At 52.3% G+C, this 20,636-nt stretch carries 22 protein-coding genes; 13 read left to right on the top strand and 9 right to left on the bottom strand.

Annotated features, from left to right (window positions below):
• Positions 1-19: 19 nt before the first annotated feature.
• A complete protein-coding gene (locus ACCC84_RS07785; RefSeq protein ID WP_371901715.1) occupies positions 20-1,165 on the bottom strand; it encodes an SIS domain-containing protein in 1,146 nt (381 codons plus the stop codon).
• Positions 1,166-1,187: 22 nt separating this feature from the next.
• On the bottom strand, positions 1,188-2,462 hold the full coding sequence (locus tag ACCC84_RS07790; RefSeq protein ID WP_371901716.1) for a D-tagatose-bisphosphate aldolase, class II, non-catalytic subunit: 1,275 nt from the start codon (positions 2,460-2,462) through the stop codon (positions 1,188-1,190).
• A 367-nt stretch (positions 2,463-2,829) separates the two neighbouring features.
• On the opposite strand from ACCC84_RS07790, the gene ACCC84_RS07795 reads away from it, so the two are divergent.
• Positions 2,830-3,633 carry a DeoR family transcriptional regulator gene (locus ACCC84_RS07795; RefSeq protein WP_004960999.1) on the top strand — a complete coding sequence of 268 codons (804 nt, stop codon included), beginning with the start codon at positions 2,830-2,832 and terminating at the stop codon, positions 3,631-3,633.
• 15 nt (positions 3,634-3,648) lie between these two features.
• Here ACCC84_RS07795 and ACCC84_RS07800 read toward each other — a convergent pair whose 3' ends face one another.
• Positions 3,649-4,560: a LysR family transcriptional regulator gene (locus ACCC84_RS07800; RefSeq protein WP_371901717.1), complete on the bottom strand. Its 912-nt coding sequence runs from the start codon at positions 4,558-4,560 to the stop codon at positions 3,649-3,651.
• Between the two features lie 128 nt (positions 4,561-4,688).
• Between ACCC84_RS07800 and ACCC84_RS07805 the strand changes: the two genes are divergently transcribed.
• The 5 genes from ACCC84_RS07805 to ACCC84_RS07825 all read left to right on the top strand — a co-directional run bounded on the left by ACCC84_RS07805 (position 4,689) and on the right by ACCC84_RS07825 (position 7,145).
• On the top strand, positions 4,689-4,835 hold the full coding sequence (locus tag ACCC84_RS07805) for a hypothetical protein (protein ID WP_371901718.1): 147 nt from the start codon (positions 4,689-4,691) through the stop codon (positions 4,833-4,835).
• 2 nt (positions 4,836-4,837) lie between these two features.
• Positions 4,838-5,344, top strand: a complete 507-nt coding sequence (locus ACCC84_RS07810; RefSeq protein WP_371901719.1) for an SRPBCC domain-containing protein — start codon at positions 4,838-4,840, stop codon at positions 5,342-5,344.
• A gap of 192 nt (positions 5,345-5,536) precedes the next feature.
• Positions 5,537-5,734 carry a LysR substrate-binding domain-containing protein gene (locus ACCC84_RS07815; RefSeq protein ID WP_233092272.1) on the top strand — a complete coding sequence of 66 codons (198 nt, stop codon included), beginning with the start codon at positions 5,537-5,539 and terminating at the stop codon, positions 5,732-5,734.
• Positions 5,735-5,956: 222 nt separating this feature from the next.
• The gene (locus ACCC84_RS07820; protein WP_371901720.1) at positions 5,957-6,469 is read left to right on the top strand and encodes a GrpB family protein; all 513 of its coding nucleotides are present in this window, start codon (positions 5,957-5,959) and stop codon (positions 6,467-6,469) included.
• A gap of 322 nt (positions 6,470-6,791) precedes the next feature.
• Entirely contained in the window at positions 6,792-7,145 is a 354-nt protein-coding gene (locus ACCC84_RS07825; RefSeq protein WP_198773018.1) for a nuclear transport factor 2 family protein, read from the top strand.
• A gap of 138 nt (positions 7,146-7,283) precedes the next feature.
• On the opposite strand, the gene ACCC84_RS07830 is transcribed toward ACCC84_RS07825, so the two are convergent.
• The gene (locus ACCC84_RS07830) at positions 7,284-7,538 is read right to left on the bottom strand and encodes a hypothetical protein (RefSeq protein WP_198773017.1); all 255 of its coding nucleotides are present in this window, start codon (positions 7,536-7,538) and stop codon (positions 7,284-7,286) included.
• 111 nt (positions 7,539-7,649) lie between these two features.
• Entirely contained in the window at positions 7,650-8,534 is an 885-nt protein-coding gene (locus ACCC84_RS07835) for a LysR family transcriptional regulator (RefSeq protein WP_198773016.1), read from the bottom strand.
• An 89-nt stretch (positions 8,535-8,623) separates the two neighbouring features.
• Between ACCC84_RS07835 and ACCC84_RS07840 the strand changes: the two genes are divergently transcribed.
• From ACCC84_RS07840 to ACCC84_RS07865, 6 genes are all read left to right on the top strand, one after another.
• Complete coding sequence (locus ACCC84_RS07840; RefSeq protein ID WP_004961020.1) at positions 8,624-9,544, top strand: NAD-dependent epimerase/dehydratase family protein; 921 nt, start codon at positions 8,624-8,626, stop codon at positions 9,542-9,544.
• 3 nt (positions 9,545-9,547) lie between these two features.
• Positions 9,548-10,288: an SDR family NAD(P)-dependent oxidoreductase gene (locus tag ACCC84_RS07845; protein WP_004961022.1), complete on the top strand. Its 741-nt coding sequence runs from the start codon at positions 9,548-9,550 to the stop codon at positions 10,286-10,288.
• A gap of 469 nt (positions 10,289-10,757) precedes the next feature.
• A complete protein-coding gene (locus ACCC84_RS07850) occupies positions 10,758-11,585 on the top strand; it encodes a hypothetical protein (protein WP_371901721.1) in 828 nt (275 codons plus the stop codon).
• Positions 11,586-12,365, top strand: coding sequence for a hypothetical protein (locus ACCC84_RS07855; RefSeq protein WP_371901722.1), 780 nt, complete (start codon positions 11,586-11,588; stop codon positions 12,363-12,365). It abuts the gene before it with no gap.
• A 633-nt stretch (positions 12,366-12,998) separates the two neighbouring features.
• Positions 12,999-13,928 (top strand): LysR family transcriptional regulator, encoded by a 930-nt coding sequence (locus tag ACCC84_RS07860; protein ID WP_004961030.1) that lies wholly within the window; start codon positions 12,999-13,001, stop codon positions 13,926-13,928.
• 121 nt (positions 13,929-14,049) lie between these two features.
• On the top strand, positions 14,050-15,042 hold the full coding sequence (locus ACCC84_RS07865; protein ID WP_004961032.1) for a zinc-dependent alcohol dehydrogenase family protein: 993 nt from the start codon (positions 14,050-14,052) through the stop codon (positions 15,040-15,042).
• 359 nt (positions 15,043-15,401) lie between these two features.
• On the opposite strand, the gene ACCC84_RS07870 is transcribed toward ACCC84_RS07865, so the two are convergent.
• The gene (locus tag ACCC84_RS07870) at positions 15,402-15,788 is read right to left on the bottom strand and encodes a winged helix-turn-helix transcriptional regulator (RefSeq protein ID WP_039991921.1); all 387 of its coding nucleotides are present in this window, start codon (positions 15,786-15,788) and stop codon (positions 15,402-15,404) included.
• Positions 15,789-15,900: 112 nt separating this feature from the next.
• On the opposite strand from ACCC84_RS07870, the gene ACCC84_RS07875 reads away from it, so the two are divergent.
• Positions 15,901-16,950, top strand: coding sequence for an NAD(P)-dependent alcohol dehydrogenase (locus ACCC84_RS07875; protein WP_198773005.1), 1,050 nt, complete (start codon positions 15,901-15,903; stop codon positions 16,948-16,950).
• A gap of 358 nt (positions 16,951-17,308) precedes the next feature.
• Here ACCC84_RS07875 and ACCC84_RS07880 read toward each other — a convergent pair whose 3' ends face one another.
• The 3 genes from ACCC84_RS07880 to ACCC84_RS07890 form a co-directional block, all read right to left on the bottom strand.
• Positions 17,309-18,304: a phosphoglycerate dehydrogenase gene (locus ACCC84_RS07880; protein ID WP_198773004.1), complete on the bottom strand. Its 996-nt coding sequence runs from the start codon at positions 18,302-18,304 to the stop codon at positions 17,309-17,311.
• On the bottom strand, positions 18,285-19,616 hold the full coding sequence (locus ACCC84_RS07885; protein WP_198773003.1) for an MFS transporter: 1,332 nt from the start codon (positions 19,614-19,616) through the stop codon (positions 18,285-18,287). Before ACCC84_RS07885 ends, ACCC84_RS07880 begins: the two co-directional genes overlap by 20 nt.
• 68 nt (positions 19,617-19,684) lie before the next feature.
• Complete coding sequence (locus ACCC84_RS07890; RefSeq protein ID WP_004961040.1) at positions 19,685-20,605, bottom strand: dihydrodipicolinate synthase family protein; 921 nt, start codon at positions 20,603-20,605, stop codon at positions 19,685-19,687.
• Positions 20,606-20,636: the final 31 nt, after the last annotated feature.

Here is a 20,636-nt window from a genome sequence, read left to right on the forward strand (position 1 = left end):
GTGTTGTTCACTCCTGAGGCTATGGTTGCGCGTGCCAAGGGTAGATAGTGACCCCTTGTACCACCCGGTTGACTCGCCCTTCCGGTGAAGGGTTGTCCGGCGTCATGCCGAAATGCACCGATTGCGCCAAGGCATAAAGCTGGGCGAATACCAGCAACCCCAATGCCAGTTGGCCATCGTTGAAGCCTTGCGCATTGGGCAGGTAGATATGCTCACCCCGTTCGATCTCCGCCGACGGCCTGCCGGCCAGCGCCACAATCCGACAGGCCACGCCGTCGTTACGCAGCTCATTGAGCAGGTCTTCGTCATAACGGCGGGTGTAAGGGTCGTTGGACATCAGGACGATAACCTGCGTTTGCCGATTAATCAGAGACTTGGGACCGTGGCGGAAGCCCAGCGGTGACTCATAGAACGCCGCCGTCTGCCCGGCGGTCAGTTCCAGCAGTTTCAACGCGCTTTCGTGGGCGATACCGCGCAGTGCGCCGCTGCCCAGCCAGATAACCCGTTGCGCATCGGCGGTCTGTAACGGCGAGCGCGTCACGTCACGCGTTGCTTCCAGCAAGGCGGCCACGCTTTGCGCCAGCGCCTGTACTGCGACCGGGTCGATGCCAGCAACGTTAAAGGCACACAGGCAGGCCAGAATCATGCTGCTCATGCTGCTGGTCATGGCGAAGCCGCGATCGCAGGTATTGGCGGGCAGTGCTAACGCCAATACCCGTGGCTGGTCATGATGACGGCGGTATAAATCGCCTTCGGCGTTGCAGGTGATCAGCAGGTGGTGGCTGTCGGCGTTATGCTGGTTGGCCAGCGCCACCGCAGCCAGGCTCTCGGGGCTGGATCCCGAACGGGCAAACGACACCAGCAGCAGCGGCCTATCGGCGGGCAAAAAACCGGCCGGATCGCTGACAATGTCGGTAGTAGAGACCGACTGCACCGGCGCGTTGAGGGTGCGAGCCAGCATCGGCGCCAGCGTATCGCCGATAAATGCGGACGATCCCGCGCCGGTCAGTATCACCCGCAGGCCGGGGTGCGCCAGCAATGGAGTCAGAAAGCTCTCCAGCGCCTGGCGTTGCCGCTCGATGGCGTCGACGGTGGCCAGCCACACCTCGGGTTGCTGACGAATTTCCCGCTCGGTCCAGCAGGCAGCGGTGGGTTGTTGATACATATAATTCTCCTGAATAGCCATCTCACTGGCAGGCTGCGGCGTAAGCGCGCAGAACATCGGTAATGCAATCCAGCGCCAGACTGCGGGCATCGGCCGGCAGTTGTCCGGCGCGCACGCGGTGATACTGCAGCGGCAGGTATTGGCTCAGCAGCGGCAGCGGCAAGGGCTGGTGAGCAAGGTTGTCCAGCAGGCGTTCAACCGCCGCTTGCACCGTGCTATCGGGCCAGTAGTAACGCAGACGATCCGAATAGCTGAAATGCCGCGCGAAATACCGTTGCCGTTCGTTGCCGTGATAATATTTTTCCCAGGCGTCCGGCCGCTGGCACATCACCCGCTCAAGCTGGGCGCGCAGATCGCTGCATTGCGCCGCCGGTAGCAGTTCGCGTTCCATGTTCTCCAACGCGTACAAGGCTTCGCGCAGCGCGAAGGTCAGCGCCGGGCCGACCTTGAGGATGGCGAAGTGCCCCTGTACCAGACTGCGGTAGGCCTGTGGCAACTGGTAATCGGTGGAGTGGGCTTCAAATACCAGGTGAGGTTGCTCAGCGACGTAGCGACTCAGCGCCGCCGCTGGTTCGGGTTGGAAATCCACCACGCCATGGTGCGAAAACTCGACGCCCGGTTGCACCACCAGCCCGATAACCCGTGGCCAGATATCCGCTAGCCCTTGGCGTGCAAAGGCCTGCCGGTGTGCCGCCAGCGTATGCTCCACCGCGGCAACCTGGGTGACGGCGAGCGTATCCAAGGCCTCTTGCGCACCGCCGGGCACCGGAACTTCGGTGCCGATCACATATACCACCTCGCTTTTGCCAAACAGCTTCAGGCTGGTTTGTTCGCAAACGTAAGCCAGCTGTGCCGCGCGCTCGGCAACCGTCCGATCGCTGAGCGGCTGCGGATCGTCGGCGCAGGACATGCTGCAATCGAGGTGAATTTTCTGAAAGCCGGCGGCAACGTAGTGCTCAACCAGCACCGCCGCTTGCGCCATCGCCTGACTGGCTGGCAGATGTTGCCAGCGGTTGGGGCCAAGATGATCGCCACCCAGCACCAGTTGGGCCGGATCGAGATCCAGTTTTTCCGCCAGCGATCGTAACTGCTGTTGAAACATCTGCGGTGTCATGCCGGTGTAGCCGCCATGCTGATCAACCTGATTCGAGGTGGCTTCAATCAGCAACGGCGTCTGCTGCTGACGTGCATGCAGCATTGCTGCCTCCAGCACCCAGGGGTGAGCGGAACAGACCGAGGTAATCCCGATATGTTCGCCTTGTTTATGCCTTGCAATCAGCTCGGTTAAGCGTGTCATATATCCTCATTTCTTTCGTTTTGTTTCTTTTTGGCGTTTAGTAAACTAAAAGTGACGTTAGTGAAAACGAAAAGAAAGATCAATAGGGTCGGTGTCGCAATGAAAAGAAAGTGTAAGTATTGTGATCGCGGTTTTGTTTTTGATGAGACGGTAGTGAAAAGGTAACGAAGGGTTTATGCCGGTTATTACCCGGAAAGGAAAAGAAAACAAAGCAAAAGCATTGAGCAACATCGTCGTTTGGCGGCGAATATGGTAGGGTTCGTAAGGGAAGGGGGGCCGTACGGTTGGCATAGCATTGCGCGACGGCCGTTTTTACCCAGTGATTTATCTTCAACCACCCTGACGGTGTAATGGGTCATTTCAGACGATGAGCATGAGTGATAAAAAAAGCGTTCGTGGTACCAGTGAGCGGCGGGAAAAAATAATTTCCTTGCTGAAACAGCAGGGAGCGGTGCAGGTGAGCGAGCTGGCGGCGCAGTTTAACGTGTCAACCGTCACCATCCGTGGCGATCTGGCGTTTCTGGAAAAGCGGGGGATTGCCACCCGGGCCTACGGCGGCGCGCTGATTTGTGAACCGCCGGTGATGGCCAGCGAACGCAGCATTGAGGCCAAGCAAACCGAACACCTGGCGGTAAAGCAGCGCATTGCCCGCAAGGCCGCCGAAATGGTGGTTACCGGTAGCAGCATCATTCTTGATTCCGGCACCACGACCTACGAAATTGCGCAGCAGCTACGGGACAAAAAAGAAATTATCGTCATGACCAACGGTATGAACGTTGCCAATGCGCTGCTGGATGCCACGGAAGTCGAACTGCTGGTCACCGGTGGGCATCTGCGCCGCAGTTCCCAGTCGTTCTATGGTTCACAGGCCGAACTGTCACTGGACAATTACCATTTTGACATGCTTTTTCTCGGGGTTGATGGCCTGAGCCTGAGTCAGGGCGTTACCACTCATCAAGAGAATGAAGCGCGCCTCAATCGCCGGATGTGCGAGGTGTCCAAACGCATCATCGCGGTAGCCGATTCCAGCAAGTTCAATCGCGTCGGGCTGCATCGTATTATCGACACCGCGCGTATCGACGTGCTGATCACCGACACCGCCATCTCCGACGAGATGCGCAGAGGGCTGGAGGCCCTGGGCGTGGAGCTGCTGCTGGTTGAACACGACTAACCGGCAGCGGGCAGACTAAACCAGATAGGGCTGTCGCCATTCGGCCTTTAACTGATTGATAAACCAGACCCCGGCCGGACCGGGCGGCTGCGACGGGCGGTGAAATGCCGACATGGTCAATACGAATCCGGTGCGCGGCATATCATCCACATCCAGCACCACCAACGTACCTTCGGCGATGTCTTTTTCCACCATATGCAAGGGCATGCCTCCCCAGCCGACGTTGTCTTTAAGAAAGGCATGTTTGGTTGACAGATCGGCCAGACGCCAGGTCGTGGGCGATGCGACGGCGAAATCTCGACCAGTGGTCAGTTCCGAACGGTCCGAGAGCACCAGTTGCCGGTGCTTGCTGAGTTCGCTGCGCGGGATGCGGCGCGCGAAACGGGCCAGCGGATGACTGGCCGACGCCACCGCGACCAACGGCACCTCTCCCAGCCGTTCGCTGAGCAGCGAAGGGAAGGTTTGCGGCAACGGCGGTAGGATACCCAGGCTGCAACGGCCATCCAGCACCGGTTGATAGGCCGCGCCCAGGGCTTCGACGAACAGGCGCAGCGGCGTCAACGGGAAGCGAACGGCAAACGTTTTGGCCACCGCGCTGACCACCGAAGTTGGAAAACACACGTCAACTACCACCGACAGTTCGGCCTCAACCCCGGAGGTCATCTGCCTGGCCCGCGCCTTGAGCGTGTCGACGCCGGCGACGATATTGCGCGCATCCGCCAGTAACAGCACGCCTGCCGGCGTCAGCTTGGGAAACTTGGCCGAGCGATCAAACAGCATCACGCCGATCTGATCTTCCAGACTGCTGACCCAGCCGCTGACCGCCGACTGCACCCGGTTGAGTTTCCGCGCCGCCGCCGAAAAACTGCCTTCATCCGCGGCGGTAATGAAAGTTCTGAGCTGATCGAGAGAGACGCCATCAAGCATTAGCCGTTCCTACATCTCAAATAACGATGGTTGGTATCTCAATTTACCGTCTTCTCAGATGTATTGGCAATCATTAGGATTTTCTTTGGCGGCGCGCGATCCCCCTGGCAGGGGATGATGATGCCGCAGTGGAGACCGTGGTCGCGCTGGTGCAACGGCTCGGCTACGCGCCGGTCAGTCTTGGCAAGATTGCCGAAGGCGGAGTGCTGGTGCAGGCAAGAGAACAACGGTGGGCACCGCTTATTTTTCAAGACCTTTTCAAAAAGGAAAGCTAACCATGTACGACCATGTAATTTGGCCAGAGCAGTTCGATCCAAGAATCTCGCCTATCTATGCGCTCAATGATATTGATATCAAAGCCCCGCCAGAGGTGGTGTGGGCGCTGTTGGTCAACGCTGAAAACTGGGCCAGCTATTTCCCGCCGGAAGATCGGGTAAAAATCCTCTCCGGCGACAGCGAGCTCCAGGCCAGCACGACATTCCACCGCGTGACGGTGGGCTTTCCGATGAGCCTGGTGGTAACGGAGTATGTGCCGGGCCGCAGGATCGCCTGGTCGGCAACCGTCGACGGTGACAGCACGCACTCCAGTGCCTATCACGGCTGGGTTATCACGCCAACGCCGGACGGCTGTCATCTGCTGACCGAAGAGACGCAGCAAGGGGAGTTCTTCCTGGAAACGCTCGGTCGCAAACACCCTGGTGCGCTGTACCGTTATCACCAGGAATGGGTTGAACGCTTGGCCCAGGCGGCAGAAGCGCGGGTTGCCGAGCAGCAACGCGCATAGCGAGGCTCACGCTGCCTGGCCGGTTGGTCAGGCAGATTGCCCCGGTACCGACGTTGGAGAAACGGAGATGAAAATCGAATTGAATGGCAAAAAGGCTATCGTTAGTGGCTCCACCGCAGGCATTGGCCGAGCCATCGCTGAAGGGCTGGCGCGTGCCGCATCAGAATGAGCAGTTTTGAAGGGATTTGCGAGATGGTCAGTAGCGGTATTGGCGTAGCAGTTCTTCCCGTATCCGTAGCTGAACGCTTCAGTAAAAAATTTCATTACCCTGTATTGCCGCTAACCGACCAATGGGCACGGCGACGAATCTGCATTTGCTATAAAACACCGGATTCACTGAGTCCGGCAATGACAGAATTGATCGCTTTTCTCAGAGTAAAGAATTTATAAATATCCCTGATAGGGTAACCCTACTCAGTAAGCCACTACAGTCCCGAGTGGATTCAAGTCATACCCTGTTTAATGTCGTGCAAACTGCGGGCTTCCGCTCCTTGCTCATAGCACTTGGTGCTCCGTGTCGCTGGCGGCGTTGTGCCAGGAGCGGACGTTGTCGCCTCAATATACTTTAGCTACTCTTATGCTAATAATTTGACGGAAAAGAAGGAGGCATTCATGCGGGAAATCGTTGTGGAGCCATACGATGAAAAATGGCCTGCTATGTTTAACGCTGAAAATTTTCTGCTACAAGCATTGCTTGGTGACGTGGCTAGGAAGGTTCATCATATTGGCAGTACGTCAGTGCCAGGCCTCTCAGCAAAGCCAGTGATTGATATACTTCTGGAAGTTGTCGATATCAACCAACTGGATAAATGCAACTCTGCAATGGTCGACGCCGGATACGTTGCTCGCGGTGAAAACGGCATTGCAGGACGCCGGTACTTCATTAAGGGGGGAGATCAGCGTAGCCATCAAGTGCATGCGTTTTCAGTAGGGGACATTCAGATACTAAAACATCTTTCTTTCCGCGATTATCTGAGGAAAAACAGTGATATTGCCAGTGATTACGCTGAGATAAAGCGTACAGCAGCATTGATATGTAAGAACGATGCGCATCGTTATAGCGCATTAAAAACGAACTTTATAGAGCGTCATCTGCAACTTGCGCTGATTGATCTGGAACGATAGATATTGAGTTTGTCACTGATGTTTTGTTTAACATAATGCAAATGTCCTATTTTAGGGAGTAACTTGCCCGCCAACTCTGCCTATATGCGCTATGAAACGCCCGCTCCTCGCTCACAGCGGACCCAATGGCCTTTCAAGCACTTCCGCTTCGCGCCAGGAGCGGACGTTGCTAACATCTATCTGCATCAATTTGTGGGGAGCAGGTCAGAGTTATTATTGCACTTTAAGAGTTTCCCTGTGCTTTAAATAAATTTTGAGCTTGATAAGATTTTGATGTTATGCTATTGGAAGGAAATATTTTACAGGTCTGGAGGTAATTTATATGAAGCCAAAAGAAATAATTTGCCAATGGGTTGACGCATTTAATAATGCAGATGTAGAAACTATTTCACAATTATATGATGATAATGCAATAAACCATCAGGTAGCCAATGAGCCAGTTATTGGGAAAGAGGCTATAAAGAAAATGTTTGAACAAGACTTTTCTATTCCAGAAATGGTTTGTATCGTTGAAAACATTTTCGAAGATGGACAATGGGCAATTTTAGAGTGGCGTGCCCCATTAGGTTTGAGAGGTTGCGGTTTTTTTCAAATAGTAAATGATAAAATTATATTTCAAAGAGGCTATTGGGATAAGCTATCTTTCTTAAAACAGCACAATTTGCCTATTGAATAAAATGCATATATACCTTGCATGAATATTTTTCAAATTTATTAAAGCGTGCATTAAGGGAAGCGCAATAACTTCCCTTAAAAAAATTTATAATATCAATACTGTATTAAAACATAGCCTATTCAATTAAAAATTAATGTGTTAAATACTTTCAAAATATTGTTCTGAATGATTTTTATATAAATTAAGCACTGAGTTAGTATTCGCACCATTTTTATTAGTTCTAATGTTAAGGCAATTAGTACGGATATCTTTAACGCTGATAACCTCATGGCTTTGTAGGGTATTGTCGCGAGGAGCAAGATCCATGGTACCGAAACCAATCTGTGGAATCTTTACACCATCGTTTAATGTGATTTCTGGAATGTCTGATAAATGTGTCCGTTTTTCGCTCATAGCAGCTCTGATGCTCCCTCAGACCGCTGCTTCGAGTCAGACGTAACTTACAGCCTGGAACGTTAATAAATAGGGGGCAGGTCAGTGAGCCAATCGAGGTCCCTTACACGGCTAAGCCGGTTGAAATCGCTCTAATAACCACCTACCTGCGGGGCCAGGTAACCGATCGCTTGGATAGATAGCTTGAAAAGGTAATAGGCCTGCCGATGGTCCTTCCAACTCGATGCGTACAAGACGGCCTTCCTTTAAATCTTCACCGATCAGCCAGCGCGGCATATGCCCCCACCCAAGACCAGCGCGCAAGAAAGCATGTTTTGAACCAAGGTCAGCTAGTCGCCAGATGTTCTTGCCTTGTACGCCGTAGTCCACCCCGTTGGTCAGCGAAGAACGGTCGGTCAACACGAGCTGTGTTTCATCCAACAGTTCCCGAAATGCAATAGGGCCATTTCTACCGGCTAAGGGTGATCCCGGTGCCGCAACCGTTATCATTTCTTCGTTGAATAGTCGTTCGGCCACAAGCCCCGGTGGTAGGAACGGCAGTGTTCCTGTAATGCCGAGGCTGCACTGTCCCTTGATCACCAGCTCCGCAACGCGGCCCAAAGCCTCGACATGGAGTCTAAGCGGAGTAGAAGGAAAATGCGCCTTGAAGCTGCCGAGAGCATCGGTAAGGCAGCGGTGCGGAAACATGACATCGACGACGATTGACAGTTCGGACTCCAGGCCAGCGGAGAAGCTACGTGCTTTGGCTGTCAGTGCGTCAGCTCCCATGACAACGCGGCGCGCATCAGCCAACAGGTTTGTTCCCTGAACCGTCAACTTGGGGTAACGGCCAACCCTCTCAAATAATGTTACGCCGAGCTGCCCCTCTAGACTGGCGATGGTTTGACTTACCACCGACTGCGCCCGCCCGATCACTCGGCCAGCCGCTGAAAAGCTGCCGTGGTCTGCGGCAGCGACGAAAGTCCGCAAGTAGTCCAGGGAAATGCCGTTCAGCAAAGTATCTACTCCTTATATGGTTCGTATCTAATAATATAGGCTTTTCAGAGATATCGATAGGTCCTAGGCTACAAGCAAAGGAGCCATTCATGTCACAAAATATATTCATCATTGGCGCATCCGGATTTGTCGGCGGCACATTAGCAAAACATTTCCTGGCGGATGGGCAACGAGTGGTCGGTTTGGCGCGAACCGATCGCACTGCGGCCACTCTCAAAACTATGGGTATCGCTGTGGTTCGCGGTGATCTTGAGGTCAATGTCGCTCCCGTGCTCGCTGCGGCACGCTCGGCGGAAGTCACAATCTACGCCGCCCAGGTTGCCTTCGAGCACGAGCCGGCCATTATTCGGACGCTGTGCGGTGCACTTGCGGGAAGTGGCAAGACGTTTATTTTCTTGTCGGGTAGCGGCGTTTTCATGCAACGCACGGGCGGGGCGTGGAGCCCCGATAGCTTTGCCGAAGACGATCCTTTTTTGCCGGAGCCACTGGCACTTCCCCGGGTAGAGGCAGAGGGCATCGTCCGCGCTGCTGTCGAGCAGGGTCTGCGAAGCATGGTAATCCGTCCCCCGGTGATTTGGGGGCCAGACGACAATGGCCCTGTAGCGAGCGTGTACCGATCCGTTGCCGCCACCGGCGCTGCCTGTTACATCGGCTCCGGACTTGCCACTTATACCCATGTGTACAGCGCCGATCTGGCCCAGCTATTTTCCCTTGGCGTCGAACGCGGACAGGCTGGCGCGCTGTACCACGCCGCAGCCGGGGAAATTCCATACCGCTGGATTGCCGAGGCCGTGGCACGTGACCTGGGGGTTAACACGCGCAGCCTGACGATGGGGGAGGCGACCGAGGTATTTGGCCCATTTGGAGCTCTACTGCTGTCAGCATGCAGCCGCTCGCGCGATCCGCGGACACGAGCCGAACTGGGCTGGCGGCCAAACCAATTCGATTTTCTGTCACAGGTGGGCGAGCCACGACTGCGTGCGCTTGCAAATCTACAACCGAGGAAATAACCCATGAAGACACATGCAAACAAGGTCGCTATCATCACCGGCGGTAAGCAGGGCATCGGGCGCGGCATTGCCAATCTTTTGGCGCAGCGCGGCGCGCAAATCATCCTCGTCAATCGCCAGGATGCTAGGGAGGAAGCAGCCCAGATTGGCAACGGCGCGATTGCCATCGCCGCTGACGTGACGAATGAGGCAGATTGGCGGCGGGTTGCCACCGAGGTAGAGCAGAAATTCGGCCGTGCCGACATCTTGGTGCATGCGGCTGGCATTTACCCGATCGCCGGGCTTGACCAGATGACGCAGGATGAATGGCATCGTGTCATGGCTGTGAACCTCGATGCACACGTGATCGGCGCCCGAGCGATTGTACCGCTGATGCGCAAGGCTGGTGGTGGGGCGATCGTCGCCGTTGGTTCTAACGCAGTCGGCATGGTGACACCGCCCGGAATGGGCTTTTCCCATTACATTACGTCTAAGATGGGTGGGGTCGGTTTGGTCCGCGCTCTCGCCAATGAGCTTGCGGCTGATAACATCATCGTCAACGCAGTCCATCCGGGGATTACCGACACGGAAGGTGCGAGTAGCATGCCGAACGAGCAGAAGGCACAGGTCTACATGATGCAGGCGATTAAGCGGCTCGGCACGCCAGCCGATATCGCCGGGCCGGTCGCTTTCCTCACCAGTGAAGATGCGCGTTTTGTTACGGGACAAACTCTGGTGGTTGACGGTGGCCTGATGCGGCTGTGAAAAGGTAGCGCCTGTAATCTAGCTCGGCCCATGCCAGCGTCATGAGGTTTAATTGGCAACGCCAGATATCTAAAAAGCCAATGTTGTGGCTATTAGCTGAAAGCGCTAATGTCCGCTTCTCGCTCACAGCGGATCCCATGGCCTTTCAAGCACGTCCGCTTTGTGCCAGAAGCGGACATTGCTGACATCATAATGTGTTAATCAATCGAGAACAGGTCAGTCAGCTGGTGAAGGGAGTGAGTTGTCAAAAGTTGTTGCCCGCCGCCGCCAGGGGGATTCTTGAGTGTTACCGCTCTAAGCTACAGTTGCTTCAATGGGCTACATTTGCAGGAAGTGGTATAACTCAAGTTTTTGAGACAAAGTCAGAATAGTATGCATTTGTCTATAGCCGTCTACCTAGGTTTTCTACATAATGTGAGTACATAGCATGTTGTTCAAGTAACATGCAATAATTCTGAAAGAGAATCATATGATAAACTTAGATATGGATGTTGTGGTTGGGCATGGTCAGAACGATTTTGAAGAATTAGAAATGAACTCTGGCATAAAGGTTTTTTCAGGGGCTTCTGACATCACCCAAATTACAACAAGCACTATTTTAGATGATTCAGTTCCAAAGAAATCAACCTCTATACATGGGCTAAGGAATATGTTCAAACATACATTTGATGGATCGTTTGGGCAAAACTTTGATCTTAGAATTGATGATCCAGAAAAAATAAGAAGATTTAATGAAATTGGTAAGGTTGTTTTTTTCGATGTTATGACATATTACATCTCTAAAGGGATGGGAATAGTTCATAATCTAAAGAGCCAGAAGGCAATCGACTTAGTAGAACGCCTTAAACCGCTGGAAAGACAACTTTTGATAAGAATTCAGGAGCCTATACAGAATTTACATAGGACAGTTGAAAAACAAAAATATAATGTACTTTTGAGAAGAAGAACAGCAAATAAAAACTTAGTTGTTGCTAAAATGGATGCGCAGACACTTCTCAATATCAATGTTGAGCATGAATCTGTCCAGCCAGTAGAAAAAGATGTCATTATAACTAGGTTCAATATGTTAACAGGAACTGGGCGATTGTTATTAGATAGAAAGTCAGATTCAGTTGCATTTAGACACTCTCTTAATTGGGAACATGTTTTACAGTCTCAGAAAAATAAATTTTCAAGAAATCTTGATAGAAATAATAGAGGTGGGAAAGATGCTTTTATACCTATAACCATTTCTGCTTATGAGTTGCACGACCATATTGGAGAACTCAAGGCTTATATAATTCGAGAAGTATTGTAAATGAAGATGCCCTCAATAAAAGTCATTTCATTTATATTAATAGCAATTGTATGGTATTTTTATTTTTCTCATTTCAATCATTGGGATAGCCCATTAGATATCTTTAATACTAGCAAATGGAAGGGTCTTTCCAATGATAAAGGGGAATGGGGAACTTTCGGGGATTTTATAGGAGGTGTGCTTAATCCTATCCTAAGCTTCATTACCATTGTTATGCTCATTAATTCCTTGAAACTTCAACGAGAAGCAAACGAACAATTAATTAAAGATGAAAGAAGACAAGAGAAAGATGTTCATCTAAAACGGTTTGAAGACGGTTTTTATAATCTTATATCTTCAGAAAGAGAAGAGTTTAGTTGTTTCACTATTAGTCTTAATGGGAAAGAATGCCGCTCCTCTGCTGCTGTAAGTGAGTTAGAAGAAGCGATTTTGGATTTTATTCAGAAACAAATAAATGAAAATGGTAGGTGCGAAATTGGGGATGTCAGAGATTACATAAACAAAATTGATGAAGATTCATCTATGGCAATATTTTCTATGGTGAGATGTGTATATGTTGTTTTTAAAGTGGTTAAGGATAAATGCCATAAAGAACATCAAGATTACTATCTTGATATTTTTATGAATATGTTGCCAGTTAAATTAGTAAACTTAGTGGCTCTCATGTCTGTGTATATGGACTGGCATAACGTAAATTATATTGTTGATGATGGGAAAGGGTTTTCCGATAACGAAGCGGTTAAAGAGTACATTAAATTTTGGAAAGAGTTCCATCAATAGAAAATGTTTTTTGGATTTTTATTTTGACTATGACAATTAATAAAGTCTATTGTGGAAGCCATAAAATATTGTTTGCAGATATTTGATTTAAGTTCACGATTTTAATACTTGCATGGAATTTTAAAGGTTAACTCCTAATGATTGAGCATTGATCTCAGCCGAGTTAGAAAAACCAAAGGGGTATCTTTGGGGGAGTCAAGTAAAACAGCCAAAGTAAAATTAATTAAAAATCATATTGTTATACGGCCTCATTGTGTTCCTATTAGGTAGCCCTGACCAGTCACCAACCACTATAGTGGATAACTAAATTTAGACACTTTAACAGATATGTTGATTTCCGCTTCTCGCTCGCAGCAGACCTTATGGCTTTGCTTTCAAGTTTGCTCCGTGCCAGAAGCGGACTTGGAAGCGCAGCACAACAGGTCGGAAGCAGACTTGTGAACACAGGTATGCTTGGCTCACTTTGCCCTTGAGTGTCCTTTGGATCAGTTCTGAAGGATATGGGTTAGAATTCACAAAGTGAGAACAATGATTAATTTCCTGCCGACATAAGCTTTCAGATGCCGAGGCAAGTGAATCTGAATGATAAAACGGCCTGGCTTGGTTCGTAGAGGAGGGGGCTACGGTAGTGATATGCGTTCTAACATAATTGAATATATTAGCATTTTTATACAGGTGGTTGAGCAGGGCAGCTTCACCAAAGCTGCTGATATTCTGCAGCTGCACCGGCCCGCAGTGAGTAAAGCGATACAGCAGCTAGAGGACGAACTTGGAGTAAAACTCATCCATCGTACCACCCGCAAGCTGAGTGTTACGACGAAAGGCGACGAGTTTTACCAGCGTGCCAAACACCTTCTGGCTGAAGTTGATGGCATGATGGCCAATTACTCATCAACCTTGCCACCGCGTGGACGGCTCAAGCTTGATGTTCCGCTGGCGCTGGCTCATACCCTCCTTATTCCCCATCTGGCGCAGTTCAAGTCGCTATATCCCGATATTGACGTGGTGTTGGTTTCATCGGATAAAAAAACCGATCTGATCGCCGAAGGCGTGGACTGTGTGGTCCGCCTGGGGGAGCTGCAAGATTCAAGCTTTATTTCCAGACGTCTTGGGGAAATCAGGATGGTCACCTGCGCTGCCCCCGCCTATTTGCAACGGTATGGGAAGCCGGCAACGCTGACAGAACTGGAACAGCACCAGGCAGTTAACTTCTTCAGCGATCACAGTCGTGAGGTGATGGAGTGGAAGTTTATTGAACATGGGGTGGTTGTTTCACTGCGCCCTGCCAGCAGCATGCTGGTAGATAACTCTGATATTCTATTGTCCTGTGCCTTGGCCGGTCTGGGGATTATCCAGGCTTCCAGTGACGCCCTTGCCGCGCATATTGCTTCCGGTGAGCTTGAAGAAATCCTGACGCAGTATCCTTCAGTTTCCAAGCCTGTGTCAGTGATGTATCCGGACAGGCGCTATCTTTCCCCTCAGGTACGTGTCTTTATCGACTGGTTTAGCGAAATTTTTGCCAGCAGAACGGCTGAAACCGACGGATTGTTACCGAATGAATAACACTGAAGTTCCTCCGCAGCTATTTTTACCCAGGTGACAACCACGTAGATTGTTCGCAGATTCATCGGATATGCCTTTCACGCTATCTATTAGGTATATCGCTAACTGACGAGGTCTGTATATGTCGAAAGTTGTTACGTTTAACCGCACCGGTGGCCCGGAGGTTCTTGAGGTTGTTGATGTGGCGGTGCCGGAGCCTGCGGCCGGGGAAATCCAAATCCGCGTACATGCGATTGGCCTTAACCGTGCAGAAATCATGTACCGCAACGGCCAGTATGTTATTGAGCCGGAATTTCCGGCACGTCTTGGTTATGAAGCCGCTGGCGTCGTTCAGGCTGTCGGTGAAAATGTTGAAGGGTTTGCCACAGGGGATTTGGTCAGCGTGATCCCTTCATTTATGTTTAATGAATACGGCATGTACGGCGAACTGGTGAATGCGCCGGTGCACGCTGTTGTGAAGCATCCTGAAAATCTTTCTTTCGAGGAAGCTGCGGCAAGCTGGATGATGTATGTCACCGCTTATGGCGCGCTGGTTGAATATGGCAATCTTCAGGCTGGTCAGAATGTGGTGATCCGCGCAGCATCAAGCAGCGTGGGCCTGGCTGCCATCCAGATAGCTAATATGCTGGGTGCAAAACCCATCGCGCTTACGCGCACCGCCGAAAAAAGCGATATGCTGCTGAAAGCCGGTGCCGCCGCTGTTATTGCCACTGCCGAGCAGGATATGGTGGCTGAAATCACGCGTGCAACAGATGGCGTGGGTGCCCACATTGTTTTTGATCCCGTCGGCGGTCCGGACGTGGCAAAACTGACTCAGGTGATGGCACCGCAGGGTATGTTCTTCCAGTATGGCGCGCTCGACAGTCGCGACCTGCTTGTGCCTGTATTCGACATTCTCGGTAAACATCTTACGCTACGAGGCTATGAGCTGTTCGAAATCACCACCGACGCGGAAAAAATGGCGCGAGCGAAATCCTTCGTCTCACAAGGTTTGCGTTCCGGCAATCTGAAGCCGGTAATCGATAAAACCTTCAGGCTCGAAGATATCGCAGATGCGCATCGCTATATGGAGGCCAATGGCCAGGTAGGAAAAATAGTTGTGGTGGTAGAGTAATGCTTACCACAGTATTTTATTAATGAATTTGCTATAGCCTGGAAATTATCCAGGCTTTTTTTGTCCTTAGCTTCGATGTGATGGCTACGGTACTGGCTTCGATTTCCATTACTTGAAACTTACATGTCCGTTTCCTGCTCATTGCGACTGTTTTGCGGCAGTCGCAGCTACTGATGCTTTGGGTCATATACAGACTATGAATGAAGCTCTTGTGTGAGAGAGGGGAGTACTCGGCCAATGGTGCCTGAAACCAGACGGAACAGGAAAATCAGCGCGCAGAAGTGATACATGAGGGATGTGGCCGTGGTAGTTGGCGATTACCATCGCGCAATAGCCGCATGCTGGTATTGCAAACGCAGTTAGTTGGGCGCCGCCGCCTGATAACAGGCTTCCATTTCATCCAGTGCGGACTGATTTTCCAGCCCCCATTGGTACATTTGCTCAATGGGTTCGGCAAAGGTTCTGCCAAGCGGCGTCAGGCGGTAATCGACTTTAGGTGGGATCACGTCATACACATGGCGAGCAATCAATCCTCGCGACTCCAACTCTTTCAGCGTCTGGAACAGCATTTTCTTGGAAATGCCCTGCAAGCTACGTTGTAGTTCGCCGGTACGTGCGCGTTCATCCGGCCAGTGATACAGCGCGTGCAGCACCATAGTGCTCCATTTAACTGAAAAAAGTTCCATCAGGCGGCGCGGCGGTGAGTCCGCATAGAAAAAGAGTTTACCTTCAACCCAGGCTGGCACTGTGCTGTCCTCTGCTTATGGTCACCAAATGGTAACTACTATCAATATAGAACCTTATTACCTATAGTCTGCCCCCTTGAATTAGCCAAAACCAGCACATTCTTGAGGCACTATGAAAATCAACGCATTAGTCGCACATGACGCGGCACAACCTTTAACATCAGGCCAGGTTTCGCTGCGTCCGTTACAAAAGCAGGATGTCAAAATCGAGATCCTCTATTGCGGCGTGTGCCACTCCGATCTGCATATGGCGCGTAACGAATGGGCGGTTAGCCGATATCCACTGGTGCCTGGGCATGAGATTGTCGGGCGAGTGGTAGAGGTTGGCGACCAGGCCAGCCATTTTAAACCCGGTGATATCGTCGGTGTGGGCGTGATGGTCGACTCCTGCCGCGAGTGCCATTTCTGCAAACAACAGGAAGAACAGTACTGTGAAGCAGGGTTTACTGCTACCTACAACGGCATTGATAAATACACCGGCGACAGTACCTGGGGCGGCTATGCGCAAAGCGTGATTGTTGATCAGCATTTTGTGGTTTCTGTACCACGAAACCTGTCGCTCGCCGGGGTTGCACCGTTGCTGTGTGCGGGCGTGACCGTATGGTCGCCGCTGCGCCATTTCAACGTCAAGGCCGGCGATCGTGTCGGTGTTGTCGGGCTGGGGGGGTTAGGCCATATGGCCGTGAAGCTGGCCAGTGCGATGGGGGCGGAGGTGACGCTGTTTACGACCTCCCCAGAGAAGGGCGAAGATGCCCGTCGTCTGGGGGCTAAACAGGTGGTGGTGTCGCGCGATGCCGCGCAAATGGCCGCCTGCCAAACCTCGCTGGATTTTATTATTGACTGTGTAGCAGCACCGCACGATCTGGATCCTTATCTGGCCGCGCTGAAAACCAATGGCCGCCTGGTGTTGGTAGGCATTCCGGACCAGCCACACCATTCGCCGAATATTACGCCGATGGTGTTTCGACGTTTAAGCATCAGCGGTTCGTCGATTGGCAGCATGCGGGAAACCCAGGAGATGCTGAACTTCTGCGGCGAGCACAATATTACCGCCGAAATTGAAATGATCGGTGGCGAAGATATCGAGGCTGCTTTTGCCCGTATGCTTAAGGGCGACGTTAAGTACCGCTTTGTGATCGATATGCAGGCTACGCGCTGGTAACGAAGCGTGCAGCGGAGCGTCATGCTTATGTCGTTCTGGGCGGCCGTTTCAGGCCGCCTCGTACTACGCAGCTGGCAGAGGCTCTGGGCTGAAGCTCGGCGGAGCTGCTTTTTCGTGGCAGAATCGTGTTCAAAATGAGGCGATATCGCTGAGCCTTATGGGGACGTTTATTCGTGCTTCTGGTTGCCGCCGACGAGTAGTCGCAAAGGCAGAGGCGGAGAGGGTAGAGAATAGTGATAACGCTGCGATATAACGAGTTTTACGGTTCATAGGATGACCGTTTTATAATGTTATGTAGGGTACGCGTTCACTGGTGCTGGCGCATGCCGCACCGGCTTTCACCGGTGCGGCATGGCCGTTACTTCAGGGTATCGGGATTGATAACGTAGGGTTTCAGGGCGTCTTTTTCTCCTTTCAGATAGTTAAGGATGTTGTTGATACAACGCTCGGTGACCAGTCTTTCGGCCATGCGGTCCATACCGGAAACGTGCGGCGAAAGCAGAACATTGTCAAACTGGCGCAGCGGTGAGCTGGCCGGTAGCGGCTCCACTTCGTAGACGTCCAGCCCCACACCGCTGAGGTGGCCACTTTTCAGCGCCTCAACCAGCGCTTCTTCATTAATCAGCGGGCCGCGAGAGGTATTCACCAGGATTGCGCCGGGTTTCATCATTGCCAGGGTATCGGCGTTAATGGTATGGCGACTTTCCGGGGTGGACGGTGCATGCACCGATACCAGATCGGCATTACGCAGCAGAGTTTCCAGATCGACCCGTTCAGCATTCAGGCTGGCCAGCAGCTCGTCGCTGGCCCACGGATCGCACACCAGAATGCGCATCTCTGCTGCATGGCAGCGGCGTGCCATGGCATAGCCAATGCGGCCTAAGCCAATAACACCCGCGGTGCGGCCCCACAGACCAGGGTGGAAGCCGTCAAAGTGCCACTCGCCGCGTTTTACCATTGCATCACGCTGCGGCAGGCGGCAGGCCAGGGTCAGCGCCATTGCATAGGCAAACTCAGCGACGCTTTCATGGTTGGCACCAAACGCCATAGCAATCGGTACCCCGGCTGCGGTAGCCGCCGGAACGTTTACCTTGTCGTAGCCAACGCCCCAGCGGGCAACGATTTTCAGGTTTGCCGCCTGAGCAAACACGTTTTCGGTGTAAGGCTCGCCCCCGGCAATGGTCGCCACCACGTTCTGCTGAAGCTTGCTAATCAGTTCCTGCTCGTTGGGCAGCCTGAAGGTTTCATTTACCTCAACCTCGTAGCCAGCCTGACGTAGCGGATCGAAGATCGAATCACTGTTTTTAAACTGTTCAGTTAACACCAGGATTTTTTCAGGCGTTGTTGCGTTCATAACTCTTTCCTTTGATATAAATGATTTTTTTATCTTCTGAAGGCAGTAAAATAAACAGAACGACGGCAATTACTGCGGCAATCGCCAGTGCATAGAGGCCGGCAGTCGGGGTGTGGAAGTAGATTTCAGCCCAGGTACGCAGGTTCGGGGCAACAAAGCCACCTACTGCGCCGCAGCTGTTGATCAGAGCGAAGCTAGCCGCCGCCGCCGCGCCACCGTAATAGCGGGTAGGCCAGGTCCAGAAGATTGGCTGGGCGGTCATAATGCCCATAGTGACGAAGCTGAGTGCCGCAATGGCGAACAGCGGTGAACCATGAGCAGAGGAGACCAGACCGAGCGCAATGCAGCACAGCGAAATAGTACCAAACAGACGGGCGCGCCCCAGACGAGCGGCCAGCCCCGGCCAGGTAGCTCCGGCAACCAGCGCGCACAGCCACGGAATAGCGGTAACCAAACCGACCATCAGGCCAATGTTTACGCCCAGCAGTGCAGCAACCTGAGTTGGCAGATAAAATGCCACGCCCAGACCGGTGATTTGAATCAGGAAGTAGATAGCAGCGAAGTGCAGCAGTACCGGGCTTTTAATCGCGTCGATAAAGCGGGTATGCCCGGCGCGGGCCTTGTCGGCTTTCTCTTCATCCAGTGCAGCGGTCAGCGCCTGTTTTTCCTCCACCGTCAGCCACTTCACGTCCTTCGGCGAGTTATGCAGGAAGAACCACAGCACCACACCCAGCACCGAAGCCGCCAGGCCTTCTACTGCAAACATAATCTGCCAGCCTTCCCAGCCGCCAAAGCCGTGCAGATCCAGCAGCAGGCCAGAAAGCGGGCCGCCGATGATCAGCGCAATCGGGGAACCAAAATAGAAGATCCCCATAATGTGTGCGCGAAAACGGGAGGGGAACCACTGTGCAATAAAGTAGATTGCCGTCGGGAAGAATCCGGCTTCAACAATACCCAGTAGCACGCGCAGGAAATAAAAGGTCTGCTCGTTCCAGGCAAAGCTCATTGCAGCGGAAACGAGACCCCAGGTGACCATAATACGCACCAGCCACGCACGCGGGCCGACCCGGTGCATCAGCAGGTTGCTGGGTAATTCAAACAGCGCGTAGGAGAGAAAGAAGATCCCGGCACCGAAGGCAAAGGCCGCATCGGAGATACCGGTAGACGCCTGATAAGCCGATTTGGCAAAGCTGACGTTTACCCGGTCAAGGTAGGACATCAGATACATAACGATCAGGCAGGGAATAATCCGCCATTTTGCTTTATTTACCGCACGAACTAATACGCTATCGTTTATGGCTTGCTCACTCATTGAATGCACCTTCATTTTTGGGCACCAGAGAGATGCATAGTCTCTGGTGCCGGTACAGGGTAGATAAATCAGCCGATTTTATTGTTATAGAATTCTGTTCCGCTGCGGATCTGGTCGAGGATTACCCCCAGCCCCCAGAATTTCTCCAGCACGTTGTCTTTATTTACCCGGCAGGCTTCGCTCTCAAAGGTGCCCAGGCGTTGGTGATAGATTTTTGCGTTCTTCGGATAACCCAGCGTTTCCGATACGGCGGCGAGGGAAAGGAACGTCGCCAGCTCACTGGCCAGAGCCGGATCTTTCGTATGGTGGTGATAAAGCCAGACATACAGCTCAGGATGGAAATTGGTAAACACCCCGCTGAAGCCTTTTGAACCGGCCTGCATGGCGGGCCAGGCGATAGCGGCGTTGGCATTGATTATGTTGAGCGGCGTACCTTCGGCCAGCGCCACGCGGCGTTTTACCGTGTCCAGATCGCAGCTTACGTCCTTCAGTACCACGAAACGTCCGCTGCGGGCGCACCAGGAGAACTCATCATCCGTCAACAGGCGGCGATAGGGTGCCGGGCACTCGTACAGCCCCAGCGGCAGGCTTTGCGGCAGCGCATCCAGCAGGTTTTGCAGCGTGGCGTAGAACACCTCGCTGCCCTGGTTTTTCGGATCGAGGTGATTGGTGACCAGCACCAATGCATCGGCCCCGGTATCGGCCATCGCCAGCAATTCTTCGCGCTGACCGTCGATATCGTCGCTAATATGCCCGGAAACAATCACCGGCACGCGGCCTGCGGTTTTCTCCACCACAAAGCGCCCCAACTGTACGCGCTCTTGCAGCGATAAAAACTGCATTTCACTGGACTGGCACACTGCAAACAGCGCATCAACGCCCTTCTGAACGTACCACTCAATCAGGCGTTCCAGCCCCGGCCAGTCAATCTCGTTCTGTTCGTTGAATGGGGTCAGCATGACCGGTACAACACCGTTAATCTCTTTCATTTTTTCTCCTTGCGGCCACAGGGCGGCCAGA

This window comes from Serratia odorifera, from assembly GCF_041448735.1.
Taxonomy (GTDB): domain Bacteria; phylum Pseudomonadota; class Gammaproteobacteria; order Enterobacterales; family Enterobacteriaceae; genus Serratia_F; species Serratia_F odorifera.

What these genes read in the sequence shown, in the direction of transcription:
- ACCC84_RS07785 (WP_371901715.1), bottom strand. Translation starts at nt 1,165, where the DNA reads ATGTATCAACAACCCACCGCTGCCTGCTGGACCGAGCGGGAAATTCGT.
- ACCC84_RS07790 (WP_371901716.1), bottom strand. Translation starts at nt 2,462, where the DNA reads ATGACACGCTTAACCGAGCTGATTGCAAGGCATAAACAAGGCGAACAT.
- ACCC84_RS07795 (WP_004960999.1), top strand. Translation starts at nt 2,830, where the DNA reads ATGAGCATGAGTGATAAAAAAAGCGTTCGTGGTACCAGTGAGCGGCGG.
- ACCC84_RS07800 (WP_371901717.1), bottom strand. Translation starts at nt 4,560, where the DNA reads ATGCTTGATGGCGTCTCTCTCGATCAGCTCAGAACTTTCATTACCGCC.
- ACCC84_RS07810 (WP_371901719.1), top strand. Translation starts at nt 4,838, where the DNA reads ATGTACGACCATGTAATTTGGCCAGAGCAGTTCGATCCAAGAATCTCG.
- ACCC84_RS07815 (WP_233092272.1), top strand. Translation starts at nt 5,537, where the DNA reads ATGGTCAGTAGCGGTATTGGCGTAGCAGTTCTTCCCGTATCCGTAGCT.
- ACCC84_RS07820 (WP_371901720.1), top strand. Translation starts at nt 5,957, where the DNA reads ATGCGGGAAATCGTTGTGGAGCCATACGATGAAAAATGGCCTGCTATG.
- ACCC84_RS07825 (WP_198773018.1), top strand. Translation starts at nt 6,792, where the DNA reads ATGAAGCCAAAAGAAATAATTTGCCAATGGGTTGACGCATTTAATAAT.
- ACCC84_RS07830 (WP_198773017.1), bottom strand. Translation starts at nt 7,538, where the DNA reads ATGAGCGAAAAACGGACACATTTATCAGACATTCCAGAAATCACATTA.
- ACCC84_RS07840 (WP_004961020.1), top strand. Translation starts at nt 8,624, where the DNA reads ATGTCACAAAATATATTCATCATTGGCGCATCCGGATTTGTCGGCGGC.
- ACCC84_RS07845 (WP_004961022.1), top strand. Translation starts at nt 9,548, where the DNA reads ATGAAGACACATGCAAACAAGGTCGCTATCATCACCGGCGGTAAGCAG.
- ACCC84_RS07850 (WP_371901721.1), top strand. Translation starts at nt 10,758, where the DNA reads ATGATAAACTTAGATATGGATGTTGTGGTTGGGCATGGTCAGAACGAT.
- ACCC84_RS07855 (WP_371901722.1), top strand. Translation starts at nt 11,586, where the DNA reads ATGAAGATGCCCTCAATAAAAGTCATTTCATTTATATTAATAGCAATT.
- ACCC84_RS07860 (WP_004961030.1), top strand. Translation starts at nt 12,999, where the DNA reads ATGCGTTCTAACATAATTGAATATATTAGCATTTTTATACAGGTGGTT.
- ACCC84_RS07865 (WP_004961032.1), top strand. Translation starts at nt 14,050, where the DNA reads ATGTCGAAAGTTGTTACGTTTAACCGCACCGGTGGCCCGGAGGTTCTT.
- ACCC84_RS07875 (WP_198773005.1), top strand. Translation starts at nt 15,901, where the DNA reads ATGAAAATCAACGCATTAGTCGCACATGACGCGGCACAACCTTTAACA.
- ACCC84_RS07880 (WP_198773004.1), bottom strand. Translation starts at nt 18,304, where the DNA reads ATGAACGCAACAACGCCTGAAAAAATCCTGGTGTTAACTGAACAGTTT.
- ACCC84_RS07885 (WP_198773003.1), bottom strand. Translation starts at nt 19,616, where the DNA reads ATGAGTGAGCAAGCCATAAACGATAGCGTATTAGTTCGTGCGGTAAAT.
- ACCC84_RS07890 (WP_004961040.1), bottom strand. Translation starts at nt 20,605, where the DNA reads ATGAAAGAGATTAACGGTGTTGTACCGGTCATGCTGACCCCATTCAAC.